The sequence below is a fragment of the Flavobacterium sp. AG291 genome (assembly GCF_003350375.1).
Lineage (GTDB): Bacteria > Bacteroidota > Bacteroidia > Flavobacteriales > Flavobacteriaceae > Flavobacterium > Flavobacterium suzhouense.
The window spans coordinates 187,410-206,988 of sequence record NZ_QQAR01000005.1 but is presented as its reverse complement, the minus strand read 5'-3'; the positions used below and the strand labels follow the sequence as shown (position 1 = coordinate 206,988).

Sequence of the window (19,579 nt, the reverse complement as noted above, 5' to 3'; positions counted from 1 at the left end):
AAATATATCGCTCCTCCGGAGCTAATAATCGTTACTTTAGCAAAACCAATCAACAAACATGAAGTTAATCATCCGACTATTCTTTATAATAGCATTTATATCTTCCCTTGTCTCTGCCCAAAAAAGGAATTTTAAAGTCCATACCATCGCTTTTTACAATGTTGAAAACCTCTTCGACACCATAAACGATTCAGGTAAAGGTGATGATGAATACCTGCCGAATGGCGCACAGGCCTGGACATCGGAAAAATACAAAACCAAACTCGCAAATATTGCTAAGGTGCTTTCTGAAGTTGGTACACCTGAGAATCCCGAAGCTCCTGCCATCATTGGGCTTGCTGAACTCGAAAACCGACGTGTGCTGGAAGCACTAATTAAACAGCCAACACTTATTGACAAGGGGTATGGAATAGTGCATTTCGATTCGCGTGATAGCAGGGGGAGTGATGTTGGGTTTTTGTATTTAAAATCGGCTTTTCGACCTGTTAGTTACAGGAATATACCGCTCGTTATAAAAGATACGCTAAAAATACAGGAGGTTCAGCTCAAAAAGAAAAAGAAGCCTTCGCCAAAACTGTTTACCCGCGACCAGCTTTTGGTAAGCGGATTATTAGATGGCGAAGAAATACATTTTATCGTCAACCACTGGCCATCGCGTTATGGTGGTGAGAAGAAAAGCAGTCCGTATCGGGAAGCTGCTGCGATACTTAACCGGAAGATCATCGACTCGTTAGTGAAAATCAACCCTAAGGCTAAGGTGATTACCATGGGCGATTTTAACGACGGACCTTATAACAACAGCATTACAAAAGTACTTGGAGCCAAACGTTATAATGAAGAACTTAAACAGGGTGAACTTTTCAATCCGATGGATGCGATATTCCGTGATGGAAAAGGAACTGTAGCTTATAACGATGCCTGGGATCTTTTCGACCAGATAATTATGACTTCATCCTTGATTTCTAAAGATTATTCTTCATTCCGCTATTGGAAAGCCGGTATTTTCAATGCAGAATACCTGCGCCAGCCAACGGGTAAATACCGCGGTTATCCGTTGCGTAATGCCAATGGTGAAGCAGGCTATAGTGACCATTTTCCTGTTTATCTTTACCTCATAAAAGAAATGAAATATGAATTGGGGTTATACTAAAGATAAAATATTAGTTTTTGGAGAGAATGATTATGTCTTTTTTGATATGTTTCTTTCAATAATAGAAGAGTTTGAGAAGGTTGAGGATGTAGAAAGCAGAATGATTTATACATTGATAATGCTCAAAGAACTAATGAATGAAAAACTCGTAGATGTATATTTAGTTTCTGAAAAAAAGATTGAAGAATATGTATATTTTTCTGTAGAAGATATTGAAAGGTTAGGTTCAACGATTAGTTTTAAATGGGCAGAGATTAATTATTCTTTACCGGAAAGGGATGTGTTTTTTTGTATTACTACTACACAACGAGGAATTGAATGTGTGAATAATAGAATCTTTTTGGATAAGAAGTAAATGGGTTGTTATCATTTTCCCGTTAGGGAAATAATTTCGGTAGAAATTAAGTTAGAGATGTCAGGCATTTCCCGTAGGGAATTAATTTATTTCATTGAAAATGTACCGTTCATCATACTCGATTTCAAATTTTTGAAGGAAATCAATATACTCTTCCCTAAAAGAAATCTTTTTATGATGATTCTCCTGATTTTCTATATAATCTATTACTGCTTTAACCTGAGACTTACCATATGAAAACGCGCCATACCCTTCTTGCCATTCAAATTTTCCGTTTACAAAACCTTTTTGATTTATCCACAAGGAAGAATTTCGTTTGATGTCCTGAAGCAAATCTGAAACAGATTGATTTGGGCGCATACCGATAAAAATATGAATATGATCCGGCATTCCGTTTATTGCTAAAAGTTTATGCCCTTGCTTTTCTATGATCCCGGAGATATAGAGATATAGTTCCTCTTTCCAATTATTGCGAATCAATGAGTCTCTGTGTTTCACTGCAAAAACAAATTGCAAATGTATTTGGGAATAGGTGTTGGCCATGTTTTTATTATATAAACAAACATAATGATTAGATTAATTCCCTACGGGAAATTTTTTGCGTTCCGATTCAAATGCTACCGAAATTATTTCCCTAACGGGAAAAATAAATTGGATCCCTCTACAAAGGAGAAGGGTCGGGGGTGAGGACCCTGATTTTTATCATATTTTTTTGTTTATATCTCCGTACCTTAGTGCTTCAATTCAAAAAATACCTCTCATGGCACTCATGAAACCCTTTAACCTGAACAAATGGATAGACGATAACCGCCACCTGTTAAAACCACCGGTGGGGAACAAGAATATATATCCGCTGTCTGACGATTATATCGTGATGGTTGTTGCCGGGCCTAATGCCCGAAAAGATTATCATTACAACGAAACTGAAGAGCTTTTTTACCAACTGGAAGGCAGCATTAAGGTTATTGTTCAGGACGAGGGCGAACGTAAGGAAATGGAACTTCATGCCGGCGATATGTATTTGCATCCCGGCAAGGTGCCGCATTCACCGGTAAGAGGTGAAGGTTCTATAGGACTTGTCGTAGAAAGGGTTCGTGCCGGGCGTGGCTTTACCGATGGCCTGTTGTGGTTTTGCGAGAATTGCAATAACAAACTTCATGAAGTGTACTTTGAACTTCATAATATAGAGAAAGACTTTTTACCTCATTTCCAGCATTTCTATAATTCGGAAGAGCTGCGTACCTGTAATAAATGCGGGCATGTTTTAGAGGCCGATGCCCGTTATGTTGAGAAAAAATAAAGCGGGATTTTAAATTTAATACAATCATAAGCAGTACCTTTGCACCAAATTTTAAACGACGAATGGACGATTATCATCATCGGGAATTAATTAATTTACGATAGGGAACTGCCCAGGTGCATTCCCTGTTGGCTTAAACACGGAATGCATTTATGATTACGTACTACAAAAACAACGCTACGGGGTTAACTGTAGCTCACGGCCATACCGAATCTATCTGGGTAAGTGCTGTAAACCCAACTCTTTCTGAAAAAACTTACCTGCTTAATGAGCTAAAGCTCCCCGAAGCCTTTTACAACGATATTGAAGATATCGATGAGCGCCCGCGTATTGAGTTTGAAGATGGCTGGTGTCTTATCATTGTAAGGATACCTTTTAAGAGCGACGACCTTAAGCTGCCTTATACCACCGCACCATTGGGTGTTATTTTTAACGAAACAACCTGCGTTTCGCTTTGCTTTGTAGAGAATGAACTAATAGATGATTTTATTACATATTCCCAAAGAAAGAATATTACCGTGGGCGATAATTTCTCTTTGGTATTCAGGCTACTGCTTTCGTCAAGTATCTGGTTCCAAAAATACCTGAAGCAAATAAATCTGGGTATTAAATATGCCGAGAGTAATTTGGAAAAATCTGTACGTAACGAAGACCTGCAGGCACTTTTCAGGATGGAGAAATGCCTTGAGTATTTTATAACTTCGTTAAAGGGTAACGAACTCTTATTTTACCGTATCAAGAACCTGAAATCGCATAAAGACACTTTTGATCCTGATATGGTGGAAGACGTAGAGATTGAGATCAAACAGGCACAGGATACTACTAATATTTACAGCAACATCCTTACCGGAATGATGGATGCCTACGCCTCGGTTATTTCCAACAACCTGAATGTGGTCATGAAACGGCTGACGTCTATTTCTATTATATTGATGATACCTACGCTGGTAGCGAGTTTGTATGGTATGAATGTGCCTAACTCTTTACAGGAAAGTCCGTATGGCTTTGCTATTATCCTTTCAGCTTCATTGTTACTTTCGGTTATTGGGGTAGTCCTTTTTAGAAAGAAGAATTTGTTTTAAACCTAAAATTTAACCACAAAGTGCACAAACAATTTTCACAAAGTTCACAAAGCTTTGTGTTCTTCGTGGGTTATAGCCTTGTGCACTTTGTGGTTAAAAAATATTTTTTTGGCCTATTCTATATTTAAAATTAATTTAAACCGATATAAATTACGGATTAGGCAAAAATCTTATACATTTGTAAAATATAACAATTTATAACGAAAAAGTTAAATGGCAACACTTACCGACCAATTCGGCATTCAGGAAGCCTTATCTAAATTAGGCATTAAAGATATAAATGATGGTACATCTACCGGAAGCGACAGCTTTGCAAACGGTAATATTATAGAATCATATTCACCGGTAGACGGTACGCTTATCGCTAAGGTAAAAGCTTCTACAAAAGAAGATTACCAGGCTGCTATGGCAAAAGCGGAAGAAGCTTTTAAAACATGGAGACTTGTTCCTGCGCCTAAAAGGGGTGAGATTGTTCGCCAGATGGGTGATGAACTACGTAAAAACAAAGAGGCTCTTGGGCAGCTTGTTTCTTATGAAATGGGTAAAAGCCTTCAGGAAGGTCTTGGTGAAGTTCAGGAAATGATCGATATCTGTGATTTTGCAGTGGGTCTTTCACGTCAGCTTTACGGACTTACAATGCACAGCGAAAGACCAATGCACCGTATGTATGAGCAGTGGCATCCATTTGGGGTGGTAGGTATAATTTCTGCCTTTAACTTCCCGGTAGCTGTATGGAGCTGGAACTCAATGCTTGCATGGGTTTGCGGCGACGTTTGTATCTGGAAACCAAGTTCTAAAACTCCTCTTTGCGGTATTGCCTGCCAAAACATCATCAGGACAGTACTTGAAAGAAACAATATTCCTGAAGGAGTTAGCTGCCTTGTGGTAGGTAACGAATCTGGTGACTTAATAAACAACGATAAGCGTATTCCGCTTGTATCGTTTACAGGTTCTACAAGAATAGGCCGCCACGTATCTAAAACTGTTGCAGAGCGTTTTGGTAACACTATCCTTGAGCTTGGTGGTAACAATGCCATCATCGTTTCTGAGCATGCCGATATCAACATGGTATTGGTAGGTGCAGTATTTGGAGCGGTAGGAACTGCCGGTCAGCGTTGTACTTCTACAAGAAGATTAATTATCCACGAAAGTGTTTATGATAAAACGGTTGCAGTACTTAAAAACGCTTACGGTCAGCTTAAAATTGGTAACCCTCTTGACAGCAACAACCACGTAGGTCCGCTTATCGATAAAGGTGCAGTAAACGACTACCTTAACGCTATTGAAAAAGCAAAAGCTGAAGGCGGAAAAGTTATTGTTGAAGGTGGTGTTATGGAAGGTGAAGGCTACGAAAGCGGATGCTATGTTAAGCCATGCATCATCGAGGCTGAGAATCATTTCCACATTGTACAGGAAGAGACTTTTGCTCCGATACTTTACATCATGAAATACAGTACTATCGAGCAGGCTATCGAACTTCAGAATGGTGTTCCTCAGGGACTTTCTTCATCAATCTTTACGAACAACATGAGAGAAATGGAGTTATTCCTTTCGCATGCAGGTTCTGACTGTGGTATCGCTAACGTAAACATCGGTACTTCGGGTGCTGAGATTGGTGGTGCTTTTGGTGGCGAGAAAGAAACAGGCGGAGGCCGCGAAAGTGGATCTGACGCATGGAAAGCTTACATGAGAAGACAAACTAACACTATCAACTACGGTACACAGTTGCCATTGGCGCAGGGTATCAAATTTGACCTGTAATTCATCTTTTACTAAAAGGTTTTTATAAATCGGGAAAGGCTGTCTGTAAAGGCAGCCTTTTTTATTTGCTTTACGCAACCTTTTGAAAATAAGCGTATCTTGTTTAAAACCAAAACTATCAACCATGAAAAAAATTGTATTCTTTTTATTCGCGCTTCTTGCGTTTGCATGTAATAGTGATGATGATAATAATGATACCGTTGTGTGTACTGAGGAAGTAAGGGTGCCTTTAGCAGTAACCGTTACCGATGCGGATAGTGGTGCATTACTTACAGAGGGTGTAACTGTTTTAGCTGTTTCCGGTGCGACTTCGGTTAATATACCTTTACTGGGCGACAAATTTATAGGGGCTCCTGGGGCCAATACCTATGTAGTAAAAGTGTCTGCTGCCGGCTATGCAGATTATACTTCGGCAATACAAACACAAGAATTTAATGAATGTGGCGTCATTACAAACAATATGTCTGTATTGTTGCAGCCTTTAGTAGACTAGTTATTTAACCCACAAACTATCCGTAAAATAATGCCTGCAGTCCATAAAGTTGTTTACTACTTTAAAGCCAGCTTCTTTTGCAAGGGCTTCAATCTCTGTAAAGCTGTATTTCTTGGATAATTCAGTCCATATAAGCTCATCTTTCTCAAAATAAAAGGTAGTGTTGAGTACCGTGCTGTGAAAGTGCTGCTTTTTAAGACTAACCACGTAGCTGTTTACCTCACCGTTTTGCGGATTGTAGTCGCAATAAAAGTCAAACTGATCCAGATGAATATTGGCGTCCAGCTCACGGTTAATGCGGCGTAGCAGGTTCATATTAAAAGCTTTCGTTATTCCGTGGGGATCATCATAGGCAGTGCGAATGGTGCGCGGATTCTTTTGCAGATCCATACCCATCAGCAGCATATCGCCTTTGTTCATGTCGGCATTGAATTTTTTAAGGAGTTCAAGGGCAGCCTCTCTTTTATAATTGCCTATGTTTCCGCCAAGGAACAGAAACAGATTGGACACTCCCGTTGCCGACAGTTCGTTGAGTACATCGAAGTAATCGCCTGTTCGCGGCTGAATGTCCAGATTATGCAATGCGTGTTTCATGTTTTGTTCCAGAGCATCATTGGCTTCCTGTGAAATATCAATAGGAATATAAGTAAAGTTGGTTCCTTTTTCAAGAAAAACCTTTAGCAGCTGTTTGGTTTTAGAACCATCGCCACTGCCAAATTCTACTATGTTGAATTTTTTGGCAAATGGTACTTTGGCAAATATTTCGCCTGATTGCTGTGAGAGAATCTCAAACTCGCAGGCAGTAGGATAATATTCGGGCATTTGCATTATTTGCATAAAAATGCGGCTGCCTTCATCATCATAAAAATACTTTGATGAGAGTTGTTTTTCTTTAGCGGTAAGTCCTTCAAGTACATCTTCGGCAAAATGGCTGTATAGTGCTACTTTCATAAGTTTAAGGTTTTACAAGACGGATGCCATTAAATTGCCAGCGTTCGTCGGGGTGAAAAAAGTTTCGGTATGTGTTTCGGCTATGCCCTTCGGGAGTAGCGCAGGATGCCCCGCGTAGCACCATTTGATTGATCATGAATTTTCCGTTGTACTCGCCCACGGCACCATCGGGTTTTGCAAAACCGGGATAGGGCAGGTAGGCGCTGTGCGTCCATTCCCATCTACGGCCCCAGTTAAGTTGGTTAGAGGCTACCTCCCATTCGGCTTCGGTAGGCAGTCGCATTTTTTTCCATTCGGCAAAAGCTAAAGCTTCATAAAAACTGATGTGGGTTAGCATGGCATCGGGGTCAATATCCTGCATGCCTGATAAGGTAAAATATTGCCAGCCTTCTTCGGCTTTATGCCAATAGAGGGGAGCGGAAATTTGGTTTTCGTTTACCCAGCTCCAGCCTTCGTCCAGCCATAGATTAAAATCATTATAGCCTCCGGCTTCAATAAATTTAAAGAATTCGCCATTGGTTACCAGTGATTTTGATATTTCAAATTGGTTCAGGTATACTTTATGACGATTATGCTCATTGTCGAAACTAAAGCCCTCTCCGTCAGAACCTATTTCATATATGCCTTCTTCAATAGTTATAAAGCCATCCTCGATGTTATGCTGGTTTTCCCAGTGTATGACTTCGTTGTAAACAGGCGAAATGGGATTGCAGGAAAGGATATACTTAATATCAGTATATAGCAGTTCCTGATGCTGCTGCTCGTGATTCAGTCCAAGTTCTATCAGTTGGTTTACATCTTCATGTCCGGCTTTTAGTTGCAGGAGCAATTCCATATGCATATCAACATAATGGCGGTACTCTATAATACCGGCAGTTGAAGGGCGTGTTATTGCCCCTCTGTTTGCACGTAAAACCCTTTTTCCAACATTGTTGTAATAGCTGTTGAAGAGAAAACTAAAATCGGCATTAAATGCATTATATTCAGGCAAATGGGGTTTCAGCAGGAACTCCTCAAAAAACCATGTTGTATGCGCAAGATGCCATTTGGGCGGACTCACAAAAGGAACGGGCTGCGGTACATTGTCTTCGGGGTGTAAGAGTGAGCAGATATCCTCTGTATGCTTTCTTACAAGGTGGTATTGATCTAAAAACGTCATTTGTAGTTTGTTGTTAACTACTAAATTACAAAGAAAGTAAAGCGTACAAATGTTTAGTTTAAGGTTTAACTTAATACTAACATTTAGATTTTTTCGGTGCCTTTTGCTATTATTTTAACCCTGAAAAAATAATTTTTTCTCGATTTATTCAAGTATTTACTGGGCGTTAAGACGAAAAATATTACTTATTCTAATTCTAAATTGTTATAAAAATTTTGTTTTTTAGGAAAAACCTCTACATTTGCAACAAAATAACAAAAATCGAAATAAAAATGCGTTTTACACAATCTACATATATGCTAAACAATACAGGAGAAGTTCTTGTACAGGTAGCCGGGTTGTGCAGCGCACAGAGAGATAAATAGAAAGGTGTAACAGCCATCTAAATATAAACCCGGTTCCGAAAGGCACCGGGTTTTTTTATGCCTATGATGATATACAATTTACATATTATTCCATTTAGCAACCAAAAAAACTGGATGCTTAAAAATTATTGTAAGGAACCGAATATTCCCTTGTGAAAGGAGGAGTTATGCCTGTGCGCAGGCAGATAGCCCGGTTCTGTAATGGTTCCGGGCTTTTTTATGCATAAAAATTAAAACTAAACAATAGTAAATGATCAAAAGAAGAACAGGTAAGACTTAGCGATAAGTGTTGCTAAACATTTAGAAATGATGGAAACAACGGCAATAGCAATAACAAAAACAACCGGCTTTGAAGCTTTGGTTGAAAGGGCATACAGGGAGCAAAACACGTTTGCAGGATTTGAGGGTACATTAGAAAGTGCTGTAAGAGTACATTTCTCAAGGATGAGCACCCAAAATCATGTTTGGAAACGTGATGCCTTCAGGCAGTTGCTTTTGATGATGTATGCCAAGAAGTGTTATGCTGTGTTGAGAAATCCGTCATACATAGAAGTATTGGCAAACATAAGCGCCTTTGGCAATAAAACTGTTAGGGATATTGACGACTGGACAAAAGACAGCCTTGTGGCTGAAGGACAGTTGAAGTCTTTGATAAGGCACTGCTTTGCAAAATATGAAGTGCCGGCCTTTATGGAAAACGTATTTTCCGGAGACAGGAAAGTGTATATGTTATGGTACATACAGTTGGGTAGGGGAGACAGTGTGCAAAAATTGGGTGCCTTTCCGGTAAAATTTACCGCAAAAATGTCACACGAATTTAGGCAAACACCGGATGACTATACAGTAGGACAGGCCATACGAAGGGCTCAGGCAATAGGTTTTGGTGCCGCTGCCGAAAGGGCAGAAGCCATAGCATGGTCTTCGTTGTCTGCGGGATTTGAGCATGAAGATTTTTACGGTACCGTAGTTCGCTTTATTGTAAATGTTGAACAGGAAGTGGCTTTTGACGTGTTGCAGAATGTATTGGAATACATAGCGGCAATGAGAGCTGAAAACATTAGCTTTAGCATGAAGGGCAGGACCTGGGAGGCTTTGGTAAGGCAATCGGCCGAATGGCATATAGCAATGGCTAAGAAAAGGGAAGCCGAAGGCAGGTGCCAATGGACTCCTGCTCCTGTAAACAACTATGTTGTTGCCGATGAAGACTGTACCATAAAAATTGTACAGTTGACCACTTCTGAAGCATTGTATGAAGAAGGCGAGGCGATGAGTCACTGTGTTGCCGATTATGAAGAGGCTTGTGAAGAAGGCCGTACTGCGATCTTTTCGGTAAGAAAATTTACCCAGGGTCAGGAGGGCTTTGACACGCTTGCTACTGTTGAGGTGTTTTTGGAAAACATGGAAATTGTACAGGCTCAGGCAAAGTATAATGAGATGATATGCGAAACATCACACGCAATAATTGGTGAATGGGCATTTCGTGAAAAGCTTGCTATAGGTTATGAATACTGGACTCAACAGGATCTTGCCGACATCAGGCAGGCGAACGAAGCTGCGGAGGCAGCCCGTAGGGCACAACAGCAAGCAAATAACCATGCCCGAATTGAACAAAGGCAGGCTGCAGAGCCGTATTACAGGCCTTACAACGCTTATGCCGATAACAGCGGCGGTGGTGATGGCACCGAGATCGTGAAGATATTTTTGATCATTTTCAAAATATTGATAATCGTAGCAAAGTGCAGTAACTAAGGTAGCTTATGCTGCCTTAGTTTAAAATTTAAAATTAATAATTATGGCAAAATTAAGATTACGAGGCAAAGACCTCATCGATATAGGTTACCCGCAAAACAAATCCATCAGCATAGCGATGGAAGTAATGCTGAAGCATTACAAAAGGGAATCTAAAGAACGGGTATTAGTACTATTGAAAGAGATACTGGCAAATCCCGAAAAATATAATGGCGACGGCGTTTTTGGCAAAATTGCCGAGGCTTTGCTTGGGGCTAAAAAAACAGAAGCCCGAAAGCTGAATGCTACCCGGGCTCCGTTTACCATTTTTGGTGAAAATAATATTGAAGCCGAAGCTAAAGGGCAATTGTTTACCGCCCTCAAACTACCCATCAGTAAGGCCGGAGCACTAATGCCCGATGGGCATGCAGGTTACGGACTTCCGATAGGGGGAGTGCTGGCAACCGAAAATGCCGTGATACCTTATGGTGTGGGTGTAGATATAGGATGCAGGATGTGCCTGAGCCTGTATGACATTAACCCGTCATATCTGGAAGGGCATAAGGACAAGTATGTTGGCATACTGGAAACCCATACCAAATTCGGGTCATATGAGGTGCACAAAAGCCCTAACGACAGCAAGGTGTTTGAAAATCCTGCTTTCAGGGATATTCCTCTACTAAAGAAGCTAAAGGATAAAGCTTATAAACAATTAGGAAGCTCCGGCGGTGGTAACCACTTTGTGGAGTTTGGTATTGTAGAGGTTCACGGTCAGGACAATGAGTTTAAAGTGCCTCCGGGTAAATATGTTGGTGTATTGTCGCATAGTGGTTCACGTGGACTCGGGGCTAATATTGCCAAAGAGTATACCCGCCTTGCCACAAAACAGACGCCGCTGCCTAAAGAGGCACAGCACCTGGCATGGCTTGACCTTGATACCCACGACGGACAGGAGTACTGGATAGCTATGAATCTTGCCGGAGATTATGCTTCGGCATGCCATCATGATATTCATAAACGCATCGCAAAAGCACTTGGCGCAAGACCACTGGCTACGGTAGAGAACCACCACAATTTTGCGTGGAAAGAGATCATTAACGGACAGGAACTGATAGTGCACCGCAAAGGGGCAACTCCTGTACAAAAAAATGTGTTGGGAATCATTCCGGGTTCTATGACGGCTCCGGGTTTTATCGTGAAAGGCAAGGGTAATGAGCTATCGCTCAATTCAGCATCGCACGGCGCTGGAAGGTTATTGTCACGTTCTAAAGCAAAACAAAACATTACCCAAAGTGAGCTGAAGAAAGTGCTTAAAGACCACGGTGTAACGCTGCTTGGTGCCGGCCTTGATGAAGCGCCTATGGCTTACAAGGACATTAGCAAGGTTATGGCACAGCAAACCGAACTTGTTGAGGTTGTGGGTACTTTTATACCAAAGATCGTAAGGATGGATAAAGCGTAATGTGACTAATAATTGTTACTCGCTCCCCTCTCCTTTGGAGAGGGGCAGGGGATGAGGAAAAATAACCGCCCCAAAAGGGCATAAAACAAAATAACGATGGGAATTAACACCTACGAAGTGATGTACATCCAGGCAAGGGACAATTACCCTTATAATGTAGATGAGTGCATCGAAAAATTACAATATGTAATTGCGGCCGACGATGAACATGCCGGCGCACATTGCCTTATGGGGCAGATATATGAGGAGCAGCTTGAAGATTATGAGCAGGCAGAGTACTACTACAGAATGACATTATATCTTAATAAGAATTATGTCTCGGTATATCGTTTGTATACTCATATGCTTATTAAACTCAACAGATATGAAGAGGGCTTAAAACTTATAGATCTTGCGCTCAGGGTTCCGGGCATGGATGTTGCGAATATGCTTTATTTGAAAGGATTGCTTTATGAGAAGTATGAAATGTATGCCACAGCAACAGAGTATTATACTCAGGCTAAAAAGGCTTCATTGAACACTTATTATCTTGAGGCAATGGACGGACACATTAAAAGGGTTAAGGATAAAAAAGCCCTTGATAAGAAGTCTAAAAAGAAAGACAAGCAAAAGGAAGAGAAGAGAAAAGAAAAAGCGTCTTCTTAATGACTTTATTTGTTGATATTTAATGTGTTGACCTATAAGAAAGCAGGCTTTACCTCAAAAATTATATGCCTGTAAAAAGCTGATATATATTTGTCTCAGATTAATAGTTTTTAATTAATAATGTTAGTTGAGAATGTTGCTTGATTTAATGATAAAGGAAATGGGCGCGAAGCCACAAGAATAAAAAACCGGAATAGTTATGTTCCGGTTTTTTTGTTTGATATAAGTGCAAGTATTAATTCCTTCCGTTTTCTTCAGGGTATAAGGTATAAACAGGATCGCTTTGCCAGTATTCTTTGGTGTCGGCATCCATAATGGTAAGCGGGCCTTTAAAGGCAGCACCGGTATCTACATTCCAAATATTAGCCATATTTACAGGAACCGTCTGCCCGATTCGCGTTACGGGGGTATGCCCAATAAATATTTCTTTATACAGTGTAAAGCGTTTAGGATAGTTAGGATGAGTGCGTTCCATGGTTTTGTCAAGCGCGAGTGCAGTTTCCCATAACGTACGCTCCCAGTAGAACATACGCGTAAAGTACTCGTGTTTTACACCGTTTAGGTTGGTAAATCCTGCATGTACAAACAGTCGGTTTTCATCATCCAGAAAATAGTCGTGTAAACTTTCCAGGAAGAGCGTATGGAGTTGTCTTTTTTCGGGAGACAGGGCATAGTAAGATTCAGTAGTTATTTTTCCACCGTGATTAAACCACTCGTCGTTATAGGTTTTTGTTTGCAGCCATTGTAGTAGTAGGTCGTCATGATTGCCCCGCATAAAAATACAATGATGCGTTTCTTTAAGTTGTATAAGCAGATCGATAACCTCGGGCGACTGACCCCATCCATCTACAAAATCGCCTAAAAAGATAAGCCTGTCAGTTGTTGTTACTTTTGCGCGTTCAAGAATTTGAAGTACAGCCTTATAACTGCCATGTATATCGCCTATTATTAATGTTCTGCTCATACTACAAGTTTACGAAATTTTTAAAAAGCAGCAGCTATAGCTTGCTTTTGTCAGGTGTAATTGTCTTTTAATCGATAATTCGGTATAAATTCCTGTAAGTGTTTACTTATTTTGTGAAAGAGAAGATTAATTTCTTAACTTTAAAGCACTTAAACTTAAACATTTACAAACTATGAAAAAAACTTTACTTGCCGTAATGGCAATGGTATCGCTATGCGGTTATGCACAGCAGCCTATTGAGGGTTTTGAATCTCCCTGGGTTTCACAGGGGCCAAATTTACCTTTGGCACCTCCTGGATGGATCGTTATTAATCAATTTGGACCAGCTGTTACATGGGTGCAGTCGCCGGCCGACAGCGAAGATTTACCTGCTCATACAGGTAGTTATGCTGCTTATCTTAACAAGGAAAATGTAGCTGTCTCAGATGTAATTCCTAAAGACTGGCTTATTTCTCCTGCTTTTGAAGTAACAGAAAATGCCCAGATTCGATTTTATTCGAGACTTATGGTTAACGGAGATCAGGGAGGGATTTACAAAGTATATGTCGGTACTGATCCTGCTGACCTGACTACTTTTACGGCCATTTATACTGCAACCGAGTTTCAGATAAATCCAATTCAGACCGATTATACTGAAAAATTTGTAACCATTCCTTCAAATTACGCTGGTCAGCAGGTACATATTGCTTTTGTGATGGAAGGTGATAATGCCGATAGATGGTTACTTGATGATGTAGGTATTTTTACCGCATGTAACGCTCCTACAGCAATAGTAGTAGAGAATATAGATCTTACTTCAGCTGAGATAAGCTGGACTGAAACCGGTACTGCAACACAATGGGAGATAGAAGTGGTGCCTGTAAATGTTGTGCCTACAGGATGGGGAGTAGTTGCAACAGCTAATCCATTTGTTGTTACAGGTCTTTCATCGGGGGCGTACAAAGTATATGTAAGAGCAGTTTGTGAGGATGGAGGCATGAGTGCATGGTCTGGCCCACAAATGTTTTACACCGATGAAGCATTTGACAATACTGTAACCGGTACGGTTCGTATGGACGCCAATGGAGATACTGTATGTAATGAAGAGGATACCCTACTTGGGAGCATTGCAGTTTCGGTAAGTATCGATGGAGTTTATGCCTATACAGCTTACACGGACGCCAATGGTGAATATGTTCTTTACGGGTTTGAAGATGGTGTTCATACATTAACTCTTACTCCTTCTATTCCCGGGTTTCCTGAATTTCCATCTGTTGAAGAGACTGTTGAGTTTACAGATGAAATTAACGAATGGAGTATTTCGCATTGTTTGCCTGAGCAAGCTCCGTTTAATAACTTAGGAGTAAATTTTTATACCTATAGTAATCCACGTCCAGGTTTCAATATTGTTTACTTTTTAACCGTTAAAAACTGGGCTAATTCTAATGTAGATGATGTAGCAGTTAGTCTTGAATTTGATTCATCAAAACTTGAATTTATCTCAGAAGGATCATCATTTAATGGAGTGGTTTCAGGTAATACAATAGCATTTACGGTAGGCGATGTAGCAGCTTTCCAACAAATTTTGGGCAACGTAAAATTTTATGTAAAACAGCCACCGGTTAATATTGGTGGTGAGGTCATTAATTTTAATGCTGAATTGTCTGTTGTAGAAAGTGATATTGATATGACTAATAATACAATAGTTTATGAGGATGTGATAGTTAACTCTTATGATCCTAATGATATTACGGTTCACGAGGGAGCCAAAATTTATGAGGAACAGGTTAATGATTACCTAACTTATACTATCCGTTTCCAGAACACGGGTACTGCAGAAGCTATTAACATTAAACTTGAGAATGAACTTGATGAGTTGCTGGATTGGGAAACGTTTCAGCCAATAGCTTCTAGTCACGGCTATACTGTAAAACGTACTGATAACCTGCTTGAGTTTGAATACAAAGATATTTTCCTTCCGGATAGTACATCTAACGAACCTGGCAGCCATGGGCATATTACTTACAGAATTAAGCCTAAAGCAGGTTTTGGAATAGGTGATATTGTTTCGAATACAGCTGAGATCTATTTCGATTTTAATGAGGCGATTGTTACCAATACTGCTACGACAGAGGTTGTTGAGATATTAGGGCTAAACGATAATGCTTTAAGAATTGCAAAGTTATATCCTAACCCGGTAAAAGATCAGCTTCATGTTGAGGTGGCGCAGGGAGAGCTGATGTCTGTAAATGTTTACGACATTAATGGTAGATTATGCTTTTCCGGAAATGATACAATAATCGACACCTACACACTGAAGAGCGGAATCTATTTTGTAAAAGTAACTACCGATGCGGGTAGTGGCAGTTACAAACTGATTAAGCATTAAAATTTGTTTTTTAGAGGGAAGCCCGGGCTGATTTAAAGGTCCGGGTTTTTTATACATCATATTTCATTTTGCGTAAGATACGCATGGCTTCCTTAAATGAAATATAAGCCTGCTCATCGGGCCAGGCTTTAAGTAAGGGCTTGGCGTCGGCGAGGCGTTGTTTTGCTTCTGTAAAGCCATTTAAATGGCAAATCATTAGGGTAGATGGCAAATTGATTAAATCTTTCTGTTCGCGTTCAGACAGGGATAATCCTTTTTCGAGCTTTTTAAGTAGAGCAAGATTAGAATTGTAAATATGAAACATCATCTTGCGGTTATACTGTGGAGGGTCAAAAAGCAGCGCCGAATCCATTTTATAGTACCCATTATCTTCAAATCGTATGATTACTTCTTCTAACGGATAATAGCTGGTTCTGTCGTTAAGGCCTAGGGCAACATATTCGGTTATCGAAAAGCTGTCTTCATTATAGCTGATGCTCACTTCATCAAGGGCAGAATAGAACAGCTTGATCTGTTCGTTAATAAGCTCAATGTCTACACGGGAGTAGTAGGTGTTTCCTCTTACTACTTTTTTATGTCCGGCCCAGCATACTACAAACAGCTCTTTAAAGACTTTGTATTTGGCAGTCATGTCTTTATGGCGATTGGTTACAAAGTCCATAACCCCTTCAAGGGTATGAGCAATGCTGTTCCGTGAGCCATTTTCAATTCCGGAAACGGTATCGGTATTGCCGTAAGCATGAGGGATATCCGTGCCGGGTTCAAGTGGTATGGAGTTGCTGCCTCTTCTTAAGAATATTGCTCCTGCAGGAATAGTATATACTGCTTTTTTAAAATAAGAAGTGCCATTTTTGGGTTTTATCGTTACCAGTCCTACTACCTTGTCTTTCGGAAGGTTAGGAAACGGCACATTCTCATACTGTATGGTAGGCGGATTTTCGAGAAAGGCATTTACCAAATTCTGAATGCGGCTGTCGTCATAAAAGTCGGTGCCCAAAATTTCATTGTCGTGATCTTCAACCCCCACCACGATATACGAATTGTTCTCAGGGTTAGAGTTCGACAATGCGCAAATATGTTTTACAAACTTCGCCTTACCTTCTTTGGTATGTAAATTAAGTTGACGCTTCTTATCATAAAAGCTGCTCTCATCGTTATGAGCGAGTAGGTTTTTAATTAAGAGGCGTTTATTAATCATGTTGAGTTATCGGGTTATCGGGTTATTGAGTTGCGGGTTGCCTATTGGGATGGATATGTTTTATGGAATTTACTGCCTTTGTATTCCTTTGAGTTTAGATATACAATGAATGAACCAATTTTCTTATTTTCAGTATCAGTTTTTGAGGTTATACTATCAAACTGTTTCTGAGTAATGTGCCTTCTGTCTAAAGCTCTGTATAATTGCGATTTCAATTCACCACAGGAACCTTTTGAAATGCTTAGAAATTGAATGAATTCACGTGTGCCATTCCTTTCAAATCCTTCGGCGATATTATCCATGACAGAACCTGAGCATCGGCTCATTTGATTTTTTAATTCATAATCTCTGCCTAGTGAAGTAGTTTCAAAAAGGTTCCAGACATCAAGACAAATCTCTCTGGCTAATTGCCATACCTGCAAATCTTCAAATCGTTCTATTTTAGCCATAATTTTAAAGTATGAGTAAGCAACCCGTAACCCAATAACCCGATAACACTATAACTTCTTATTTACTATCGTTGCTGATGCCTGCGCCGTTGGCAAAATCAAAAGATCGGCAATATTTACATGGTATGGCCTTGAAACTACAAAGTGGATAACATCGGCAATATCTTCGGCTTTAAGGGGTTCAAAACCTTTGTATACGTTTTCGGCTCTTTGCTTATCGCCTTTAAAGCGTACTTCACTAAATTCAGTATCTACCATGCCGGGATTGATGGCTCCTACCCGGATGCCATATTGGTTAAGGTCCATGCGCATTCCCTGATTTATAGCGTCTACGGCATGTTTAGTCGCACAGTATACGTTTCCATTGGTATAGGTTTCTTTTCCTGCAATCGACCCGATGTTGATAATGTGTCCGCTTCGGCGTTCCACCATTCCGGGGATAATTTCTTTAGACACATACAGCAGTCCTTTTACATTAATATCTATCATGGCATCCCAGTCGTGCACGTCGCCGTTTTCGATAGGGTCCAGCCCGTGGGCGTTACCGGCATTGTTGATAAGCACATCAATATTGGCAAATTCTTTAGGCAATGATTTTAGAGACTGTGCTACTTCTTTTTTATGGCGAACATCAAAGTTTAGTGTATGCACTTTGGTAAGATGCGAAAATTCGTCCTGCAATTCGGCAAGGCGGTCTTCACGGCGTCCACAAATGATGAGCCTGTAATGGTTCTTCGCTAATAGTCGGGCTGTGGCACGGCCTATACCGCTGGTTGCGCCTGTTATTAATGCTGTTTTCATACTTATTTAAATATTGAAAAGATTTAATAATTTAAAGATTTGGATGTAAGTCTTTAATTTTGAACACTGAACACTGAACACTGAACACTGAACACTGAACACTGCTTACGGTACCTTATTGCCTATGCTCTCTGTCCATACGGCAAACCAGTCTTCAAGATCCAGTTTGATTTGTGTCGCCTTCATTTGGTTTTTAAGCCTTTCAGCACTGGTAGAACCCGATACCGGCACTACTCCTGCAGGATGTTGCATTATCCATGCAAGCAGGATAACATCGGCACTTACTTCGTATTTGGCAACAAGTTCAGCCATTAATAATTTCAGGCGGTGGGTTTGGTCATTATGCTCTTTAAATACGCTTCCTATAGGACTCCACGCCATTGGCCTGATGTTGTTTACTATCATGTAATCCAGGCTGCCATCAAGCATAGGCTCGATATGCGTTGCCGAGAATTCGATCTGGTTTCCAAAAACTTCAGTTCTCGAACGGATAAGATCGGTTTGGCTGTTGGTAAAGTTAGAAAGGCCAAAAGCTTTTATTTTTCCTTCTTTTTTCAGTTTCTCAACAGCTTCGGCAATTTCATCGGGCTGCATGAGCGGACTTGGCCTGTGTAGCAGTAACAGATCCAGGTATTCCGTCTGCAGGAATTTTAGAGAATTCTCGGCACTCCACACTATGTATTCTTTAGAATAATCATAGTGTTTTACTTTAGTGGGTCTGTTCCCAATGGTGTGCTGAATGCCGCATTTAGAGATAAGCTGGATCTTTTCGCGGGCTATGCCGCTTTGGGCAAATCCTTTTCCAAAATCGGCTTCGGTGGTATATCCGCCATAGATATCAGCATGGTCAAAAGTTGAGATACCGTGATCAAGGCAGGAATGAATCATGGTGGCCATTTGTTTTGTAGTAAAATTGGCCTGCCAAACGCCCCAGTTCATGGCGCCGGCAATTATGGGAGAAAGTGTAATGTCCATAGTAGGATTAAGGTTTTGTGCTATAAAAATAATGAAATCATTATTCAGTTAGCTATGCCTTTGCCCTAAAATACTAACAAAGGCCTGTTGACTAATCAACAGGCCTTATTAGGTAGCTTAATTAACTATTTGCAGCAGGGTGTATAGCACGGGCATGAAGAACCCCGTGGTGTATCCCCGTAATTAATCAAGGCTGCAAATATAAAGGATTTGGCCTGAGACATAGGGGTTTTGTTTTGTAAGATTATTTTTTTGGAGTTTATTGAAATCGTGGAATGTTTTTTGCTGCTTTTATACGTTTTGCTTTAACAACTCGTTAACAAAGATGCATTATATTAAAAATGTATTTGTTTCGTTACTTTAACATTGCTAA

The 19,579-nt window shown here is 40.3% G+C and carries 18 protein-coding genes; 10 read left to right on the top strand and 8 right to left on the bottom strand.

Features of this window, described 5'->3' with window-relative positions; translation table 11 throughout:
- Positions 1–58: 58 nt before the first annotated feature.
- Together DEU42_RS07825 and DEU42_RS07820 are read left to right on the top strand one after the other, a co-directional pair.
- Positions 59–1,150, top strand: a complete 1,092-nt coding sequence (locus DEU42_RS07825; RefSeq protein WP_114757736.1) for an endonuclease/exonuclease/phosphatase family protein — start codon at positions 59–61, stop codon at positions 1,148–1,150.
- Complete coding sequence (locus DEU42_RS07820) at positions 1,131–1,505, top strand: hypothetical protein (protein WP_114757735.1); 375 nt, start codon at positions 1,131–1,133, stop codon at positions 1,503–1,505. Before DEU42_RS07825 ends, DEU42_RS07820 begins: the two co-directional genes overlap by 20 nt.
- Before the next feature lie 81 nt (positions 1,506–1,586).
- Here the strand turns inward: DEU42_RS07820 and tnpA are convergent, their stop codons facing one another.
- Positions 1,587–2,048, bottom strand: coding sequence for an IS200/IS605 family transposase (tnpA, locus tag DEU42_RS07815; RefSeq protein WP_114757734.1), 462 nt, complete (start codon positions 2,046–2,048; stop codon positions 1,587–1,589).
- Positions 2,049–2,265: 217 nt separating this feature from the next.
- Here tnpA and DEU42_RS07810 point away from each other — a divergent pair, with 217 nt between their 5' ends.
- From DEU42_RS07810 to DEU42_RS07795, 4 genes are all read left to right on the top strand, one after another.
- Positions 2,266–2,805, top strand: coding sequence for a 3-hydroxyanthranilate 3,4-dioxygenase (locus DEU42_RS07810; protein ID WP_114757733.1), 540 nt, complete (start codon positions 2,266–2,268; stop codon positions 2,803–2,805).
- Positions 2,806–2,957: 152 nt separating this feature from the next.
- Entirely contained in the window at positions 2,958–3,887 is a 930-nt protein-coding gene (locus DEU42_RS07805) for a magnesium transporter CorA family protein (protein ID WP_114757732.1), read from the top strand.
- A gap of 213 nt (positions 3,888–4,100) precedes the next feature.
- On the top strand, positions 4,101–5,648 hold the full coding sequence (locus DEU42_RS07800) for an aldehyde dehydrogenase family protein (protein WP_114757731.1): 1,548 nt from the start codon (positions 4,101–4,103) through the stop codon (positions 5,646–5,648).
- A gap of 124 nt (positions 5,649–5,772) precedes the next feature.
- On the top strand, positions 5,773–6,141 hold the full coding sequence (locus DEU42_RS07795; RefSeq protein ID WP_114757730.1) for a DUF3869 domain-containing protein: 369 nt from the start codon (positions 5,773–5,775) through the stop codon (positions 6,139–6,141).
- Here DEU42_RS07795 and DEU42_RS07790 read toward each other — a convergent pair whose 3' ends face one another.
- Both DEU42_RS07790 and egtB read right to left on the bottom strand, forming a co-directional pair.
- Positions 6,142–7,092: an L-histidine N(alpha)-methyltransferase gene (locus DEU42_RS07790; protein WP_114757729.1), complete on the bottom strand. Its 951-nt coding sequence runs from the start codon at positions 7,090–7,092 to the stop codon at positions 6,142–6,144.
- A 4-nt stretch (positions 7,093–7,096) separates the two neighbouring features.
- Entirely contained in the window at positions 7,097–8,251 is a 1,155-nt protein-coding gene (egtB, locus tag DEU42_RS07785; protein ID WP_114757728.1) for an ergothioneine biosynthesis protein EgtB, read from the bottom strand.
- A 671-nt stretch (positions 8,252–8,922) separates the two neighbouring features.
- Between egtB and DEU42_RS07780 the strand changes: the two genes are divergently transcribed.
- From DEU42_RS07780 to DEU42_RS07770, 3 genes are all read left to right on the top strand, one after another.
- A complete protein-coding gene (locus DEU42_RS07780) occupies positions 8,923–10,365 on the top strand; it encodes a PcfJ domain-containing protein (protein WP_114757727.1) in 1,443 nt (480 codons plus the stop codon).
- 43 nt (positions 10,366–10,408) lie between these two features.
- Positions 10,409–11,806, top strand: coding sequence for an RtcB family protein (locus DEU42_RS07775; RefSeq protein ID WP_114757726.1), 1,398 nt, complete (start codon positions 10,409–10,411; stop codon positions 11,804–11,806).
- Positions 11,807–11,902: 96 nt separating this feature from the next.
- Complete coding sequence (locus DEU42_RS07770) at positions 11,903–12,451, top strand: hypothetical protein (protein WP_147278080.1); 549 nt, start codon at positions 11,903–11,905, stop codon at positions 12,449–12,451.
- A gap of 235 nt (positions 12,452–12,686) precedes the next feature.
- Here the strand turns inward: DEU42_RS07770 and DEU42_RS07765 are convergent, their stop codons facing one another.
- Positions 12,687–13,415: a metallophosphoesterase family protein gene (locus DEU42_RS07765; RefSeq protein ID WP_114757724.1), complete on the bottom strand. Its 729-nt coding sequence runs from the start codon at positions 13,413–13,415 to the stop codon at positions 12,687–12,689.
- Between the two features lie 172 nt (positions 13,416–13,587).
- On the opposite strand from DEU42_RS07765, the gene DEU42_RS07760 reads away from it, so the two are divergent.
- A complete protein-coding gene (locus DEU42_RS07760) occupies positions 13,588–15,783 on the top strand; it encodes a T9SS-dependent choice-of-anchor J family protein (RefSeq protein ID WP_114757723.1) in 2,196 nt (731 codons plus the stop codon).
- Between the two features lie 49 nt (positions 15,784–15,832).
- Here DEU42_RS07760 and DEU42_RS07755 read toward each other — a convergent pair whose 3' ends face one another.
- The 4 genes from DEU42_RS07755 to DEU42_RS07740 all read right to left on the bottom strand — a co-directional run bounded on the left by DEU42_RS07755 (position 15,833) and on the right by DEU42_RS07740 (position 19,206).
- On the bottom strand, positions 15,833–16,981 hold the full coding sequence (locus tag DEU42_RS07755) for an ATP-binding protein (protein ID WP_114757722.1): 1,149 nt from the start codon (positions 16,979–16,981) through the stop codon (positions 15,833–15,835).
- Between the two features lie 41 nt (positions 16,982–17,022).
- A complete protein-coding gene (locus DEU42_RS07750; protein ID WP_114757721.1) occupies positions 17,023–17,430 on the bottom strand; it encodes a four helix bundle protein in 408 nt (135 codons plus the stop codon).
- A gap of 48 nt (positions 17,431–17,478) precedes the next feature.
- The gene (locus tag DEU42_RS07745) at positions 17,479–18,231 is read right to left on the bottom strand and encodes an SDR family NAD(P)-dependent oxidoreductase (RefSeq protein ID WP_114757720.1); all 753 of its coding nucleotides are present in this window, start codon (positions 18,229–18,231) and stop codon (positions 17,479–17,481) included.
- A 105-nt stretch (positions 18,232–18,336) separates the two neighbouring features.
- Positions 18,337–19,206, bottom strand: coding sequence for an aldo/keto reductase family oxidoreductase (locus DEU42_RS07740; RefSeq protein WP_114757719.1), 870 nt, complete (start codon positions 19,204–19,206; stop codon positions 18,337–18,339).
- Positions 19,207–19,579: the final 373 nt, after the last annotated feature.

What these genes read in the sequence shown, in the direction of transcription:
- DEU42_RS07745 (WP_114757720.1), bottom strand. Translation starts at nt 18,231, where the DNA reads ATGAAAACAGCATTAATAACAGGCGCAACCAGCGGTATAGGCCGTGCC.
- tnpA (WP_114757734.1), bottom strand. Translation starts at nt 2,048, where the DNA reads ATGGCCAACACCTATTCCCAAATACATTTGCAATTTGTTTTTGCAGTG.
- DEU42_RS07775 (WP_114757726.1), top strand. Translation starts at nt 10,409, where the DNA reads ATGGCAAAATTAAGATTACGAGGCAAAGACCTCATCGATATAGGTTAC.
- DEU42_RS07805 (WP_114757732.1), top strand. Translation starts at nt 2,958, where the DNA reads ATGATTACGTACTACAAAAACAACGCTACGGGGTTAACTGTAGCTCAC.
- DEU42_RS07760 (WP_114757723.1), top strand. Translation starts at nt 13,588, where the DNA reads ATGAAAAAAACTTTACTTGCCGTAATGGCAATGGTATCGCTATGCGGT.
- DEU42_RS07825 (WP_114757736.1), top strand. Translation starts at nt 59, where the DNA reads ATGAAGTTAATCATCCGACTATTCTTTATAATAGCATTTATATCTTCC.
- DEU42_RS07750 (WP_114757721.1), bottom strand. Translation starts at nt 17,430, where the DNA reads ATGGCTAAAATAGAACGATTTGAAGATTTGCAGGTATGGCAATTAGCC.
- DEU42_RS07795 (WP_114757730.1), top strand. Translation starts at nt 5,773, where the DNA reads ATGAAAAAAATTGTATTCTTTTTATTCGCGCTTCTTGCGTTTGCATGT.
- DEU42_RS07810 (WP_114757733.1), top strand. Translation starts at nt 2,266, where the DNA reads ATGGCACTCATGAAACCCTTTAACCTGAACAAATGGATAGACGATAAC.
- DEU42_RS07740 (WP_114757719.1), bottom strand. Translation starts at nt 19,206, where the DNA reads ATGGACATTACACTTTCTCCCATAATTGCCGGCGCCATGAACTGGGGC.
- DEU42_RS07820 (WP_114757735.1), top strand. Translation starts at nt 1,131, where the DNA reads ATGAATTGGGGTTATACTAAAGATAAAATATTAGTTTTTGGAGAGAAT.
- egtB (WP_114757728.1), bottom strand. Translation starts at nt 8,251, where the DNA reads ATGACGTTTTTAGATCAATACCACCTTGTAAGAAAGCATACAGAGGAT.
- DEU42_RS07765 (WP_114757724.1), bottom strand. Translation starts at nt 13,415, where the DNA reads ATGAGCAGAACATTAATAATAGGCGATATACATGGCAGTTATAAGGCT.
- DEU42_RS07790 (WP_114757729.1), bottom strand. Translation starts at nt 7,092, where the DNA reads ATGAAAGTAGCACTATACAGCCATTTTGCCGAAGATGTACTTGAAGGA.
- DEU42_RS07755 (WP_114757722.1), bottom strand. Translation starts at nt 16,981, where the DNA reads ATGATTAATAAACGCCTCTTAATTAAAAACCTACTCGCTCATAACGAT.
- DEU42_RS07780 (WP_114757727.1), top strand. Translation starts at nt 8,923, where the DNA reads ATGATGGAAACAACGGCAATAGCAATAACAAAAACAACCGGCTTTGAA.
- DEU42_RS07770 (WP_147278080.1), top strand. Translation starts at nt 11,903, where the DNA reads ATGGGAATTAACACCTACGAAGTGATGTACATCCAGGCAAGGGACAAT.
- DEU42_RS07800 (WP_114757731.1), top strand. Translation starts at nt 4,101, where the DNA reads ATGGCAACACTTACCGACCAATTCGGCATTCAGGAAGCCTTATCTAAA.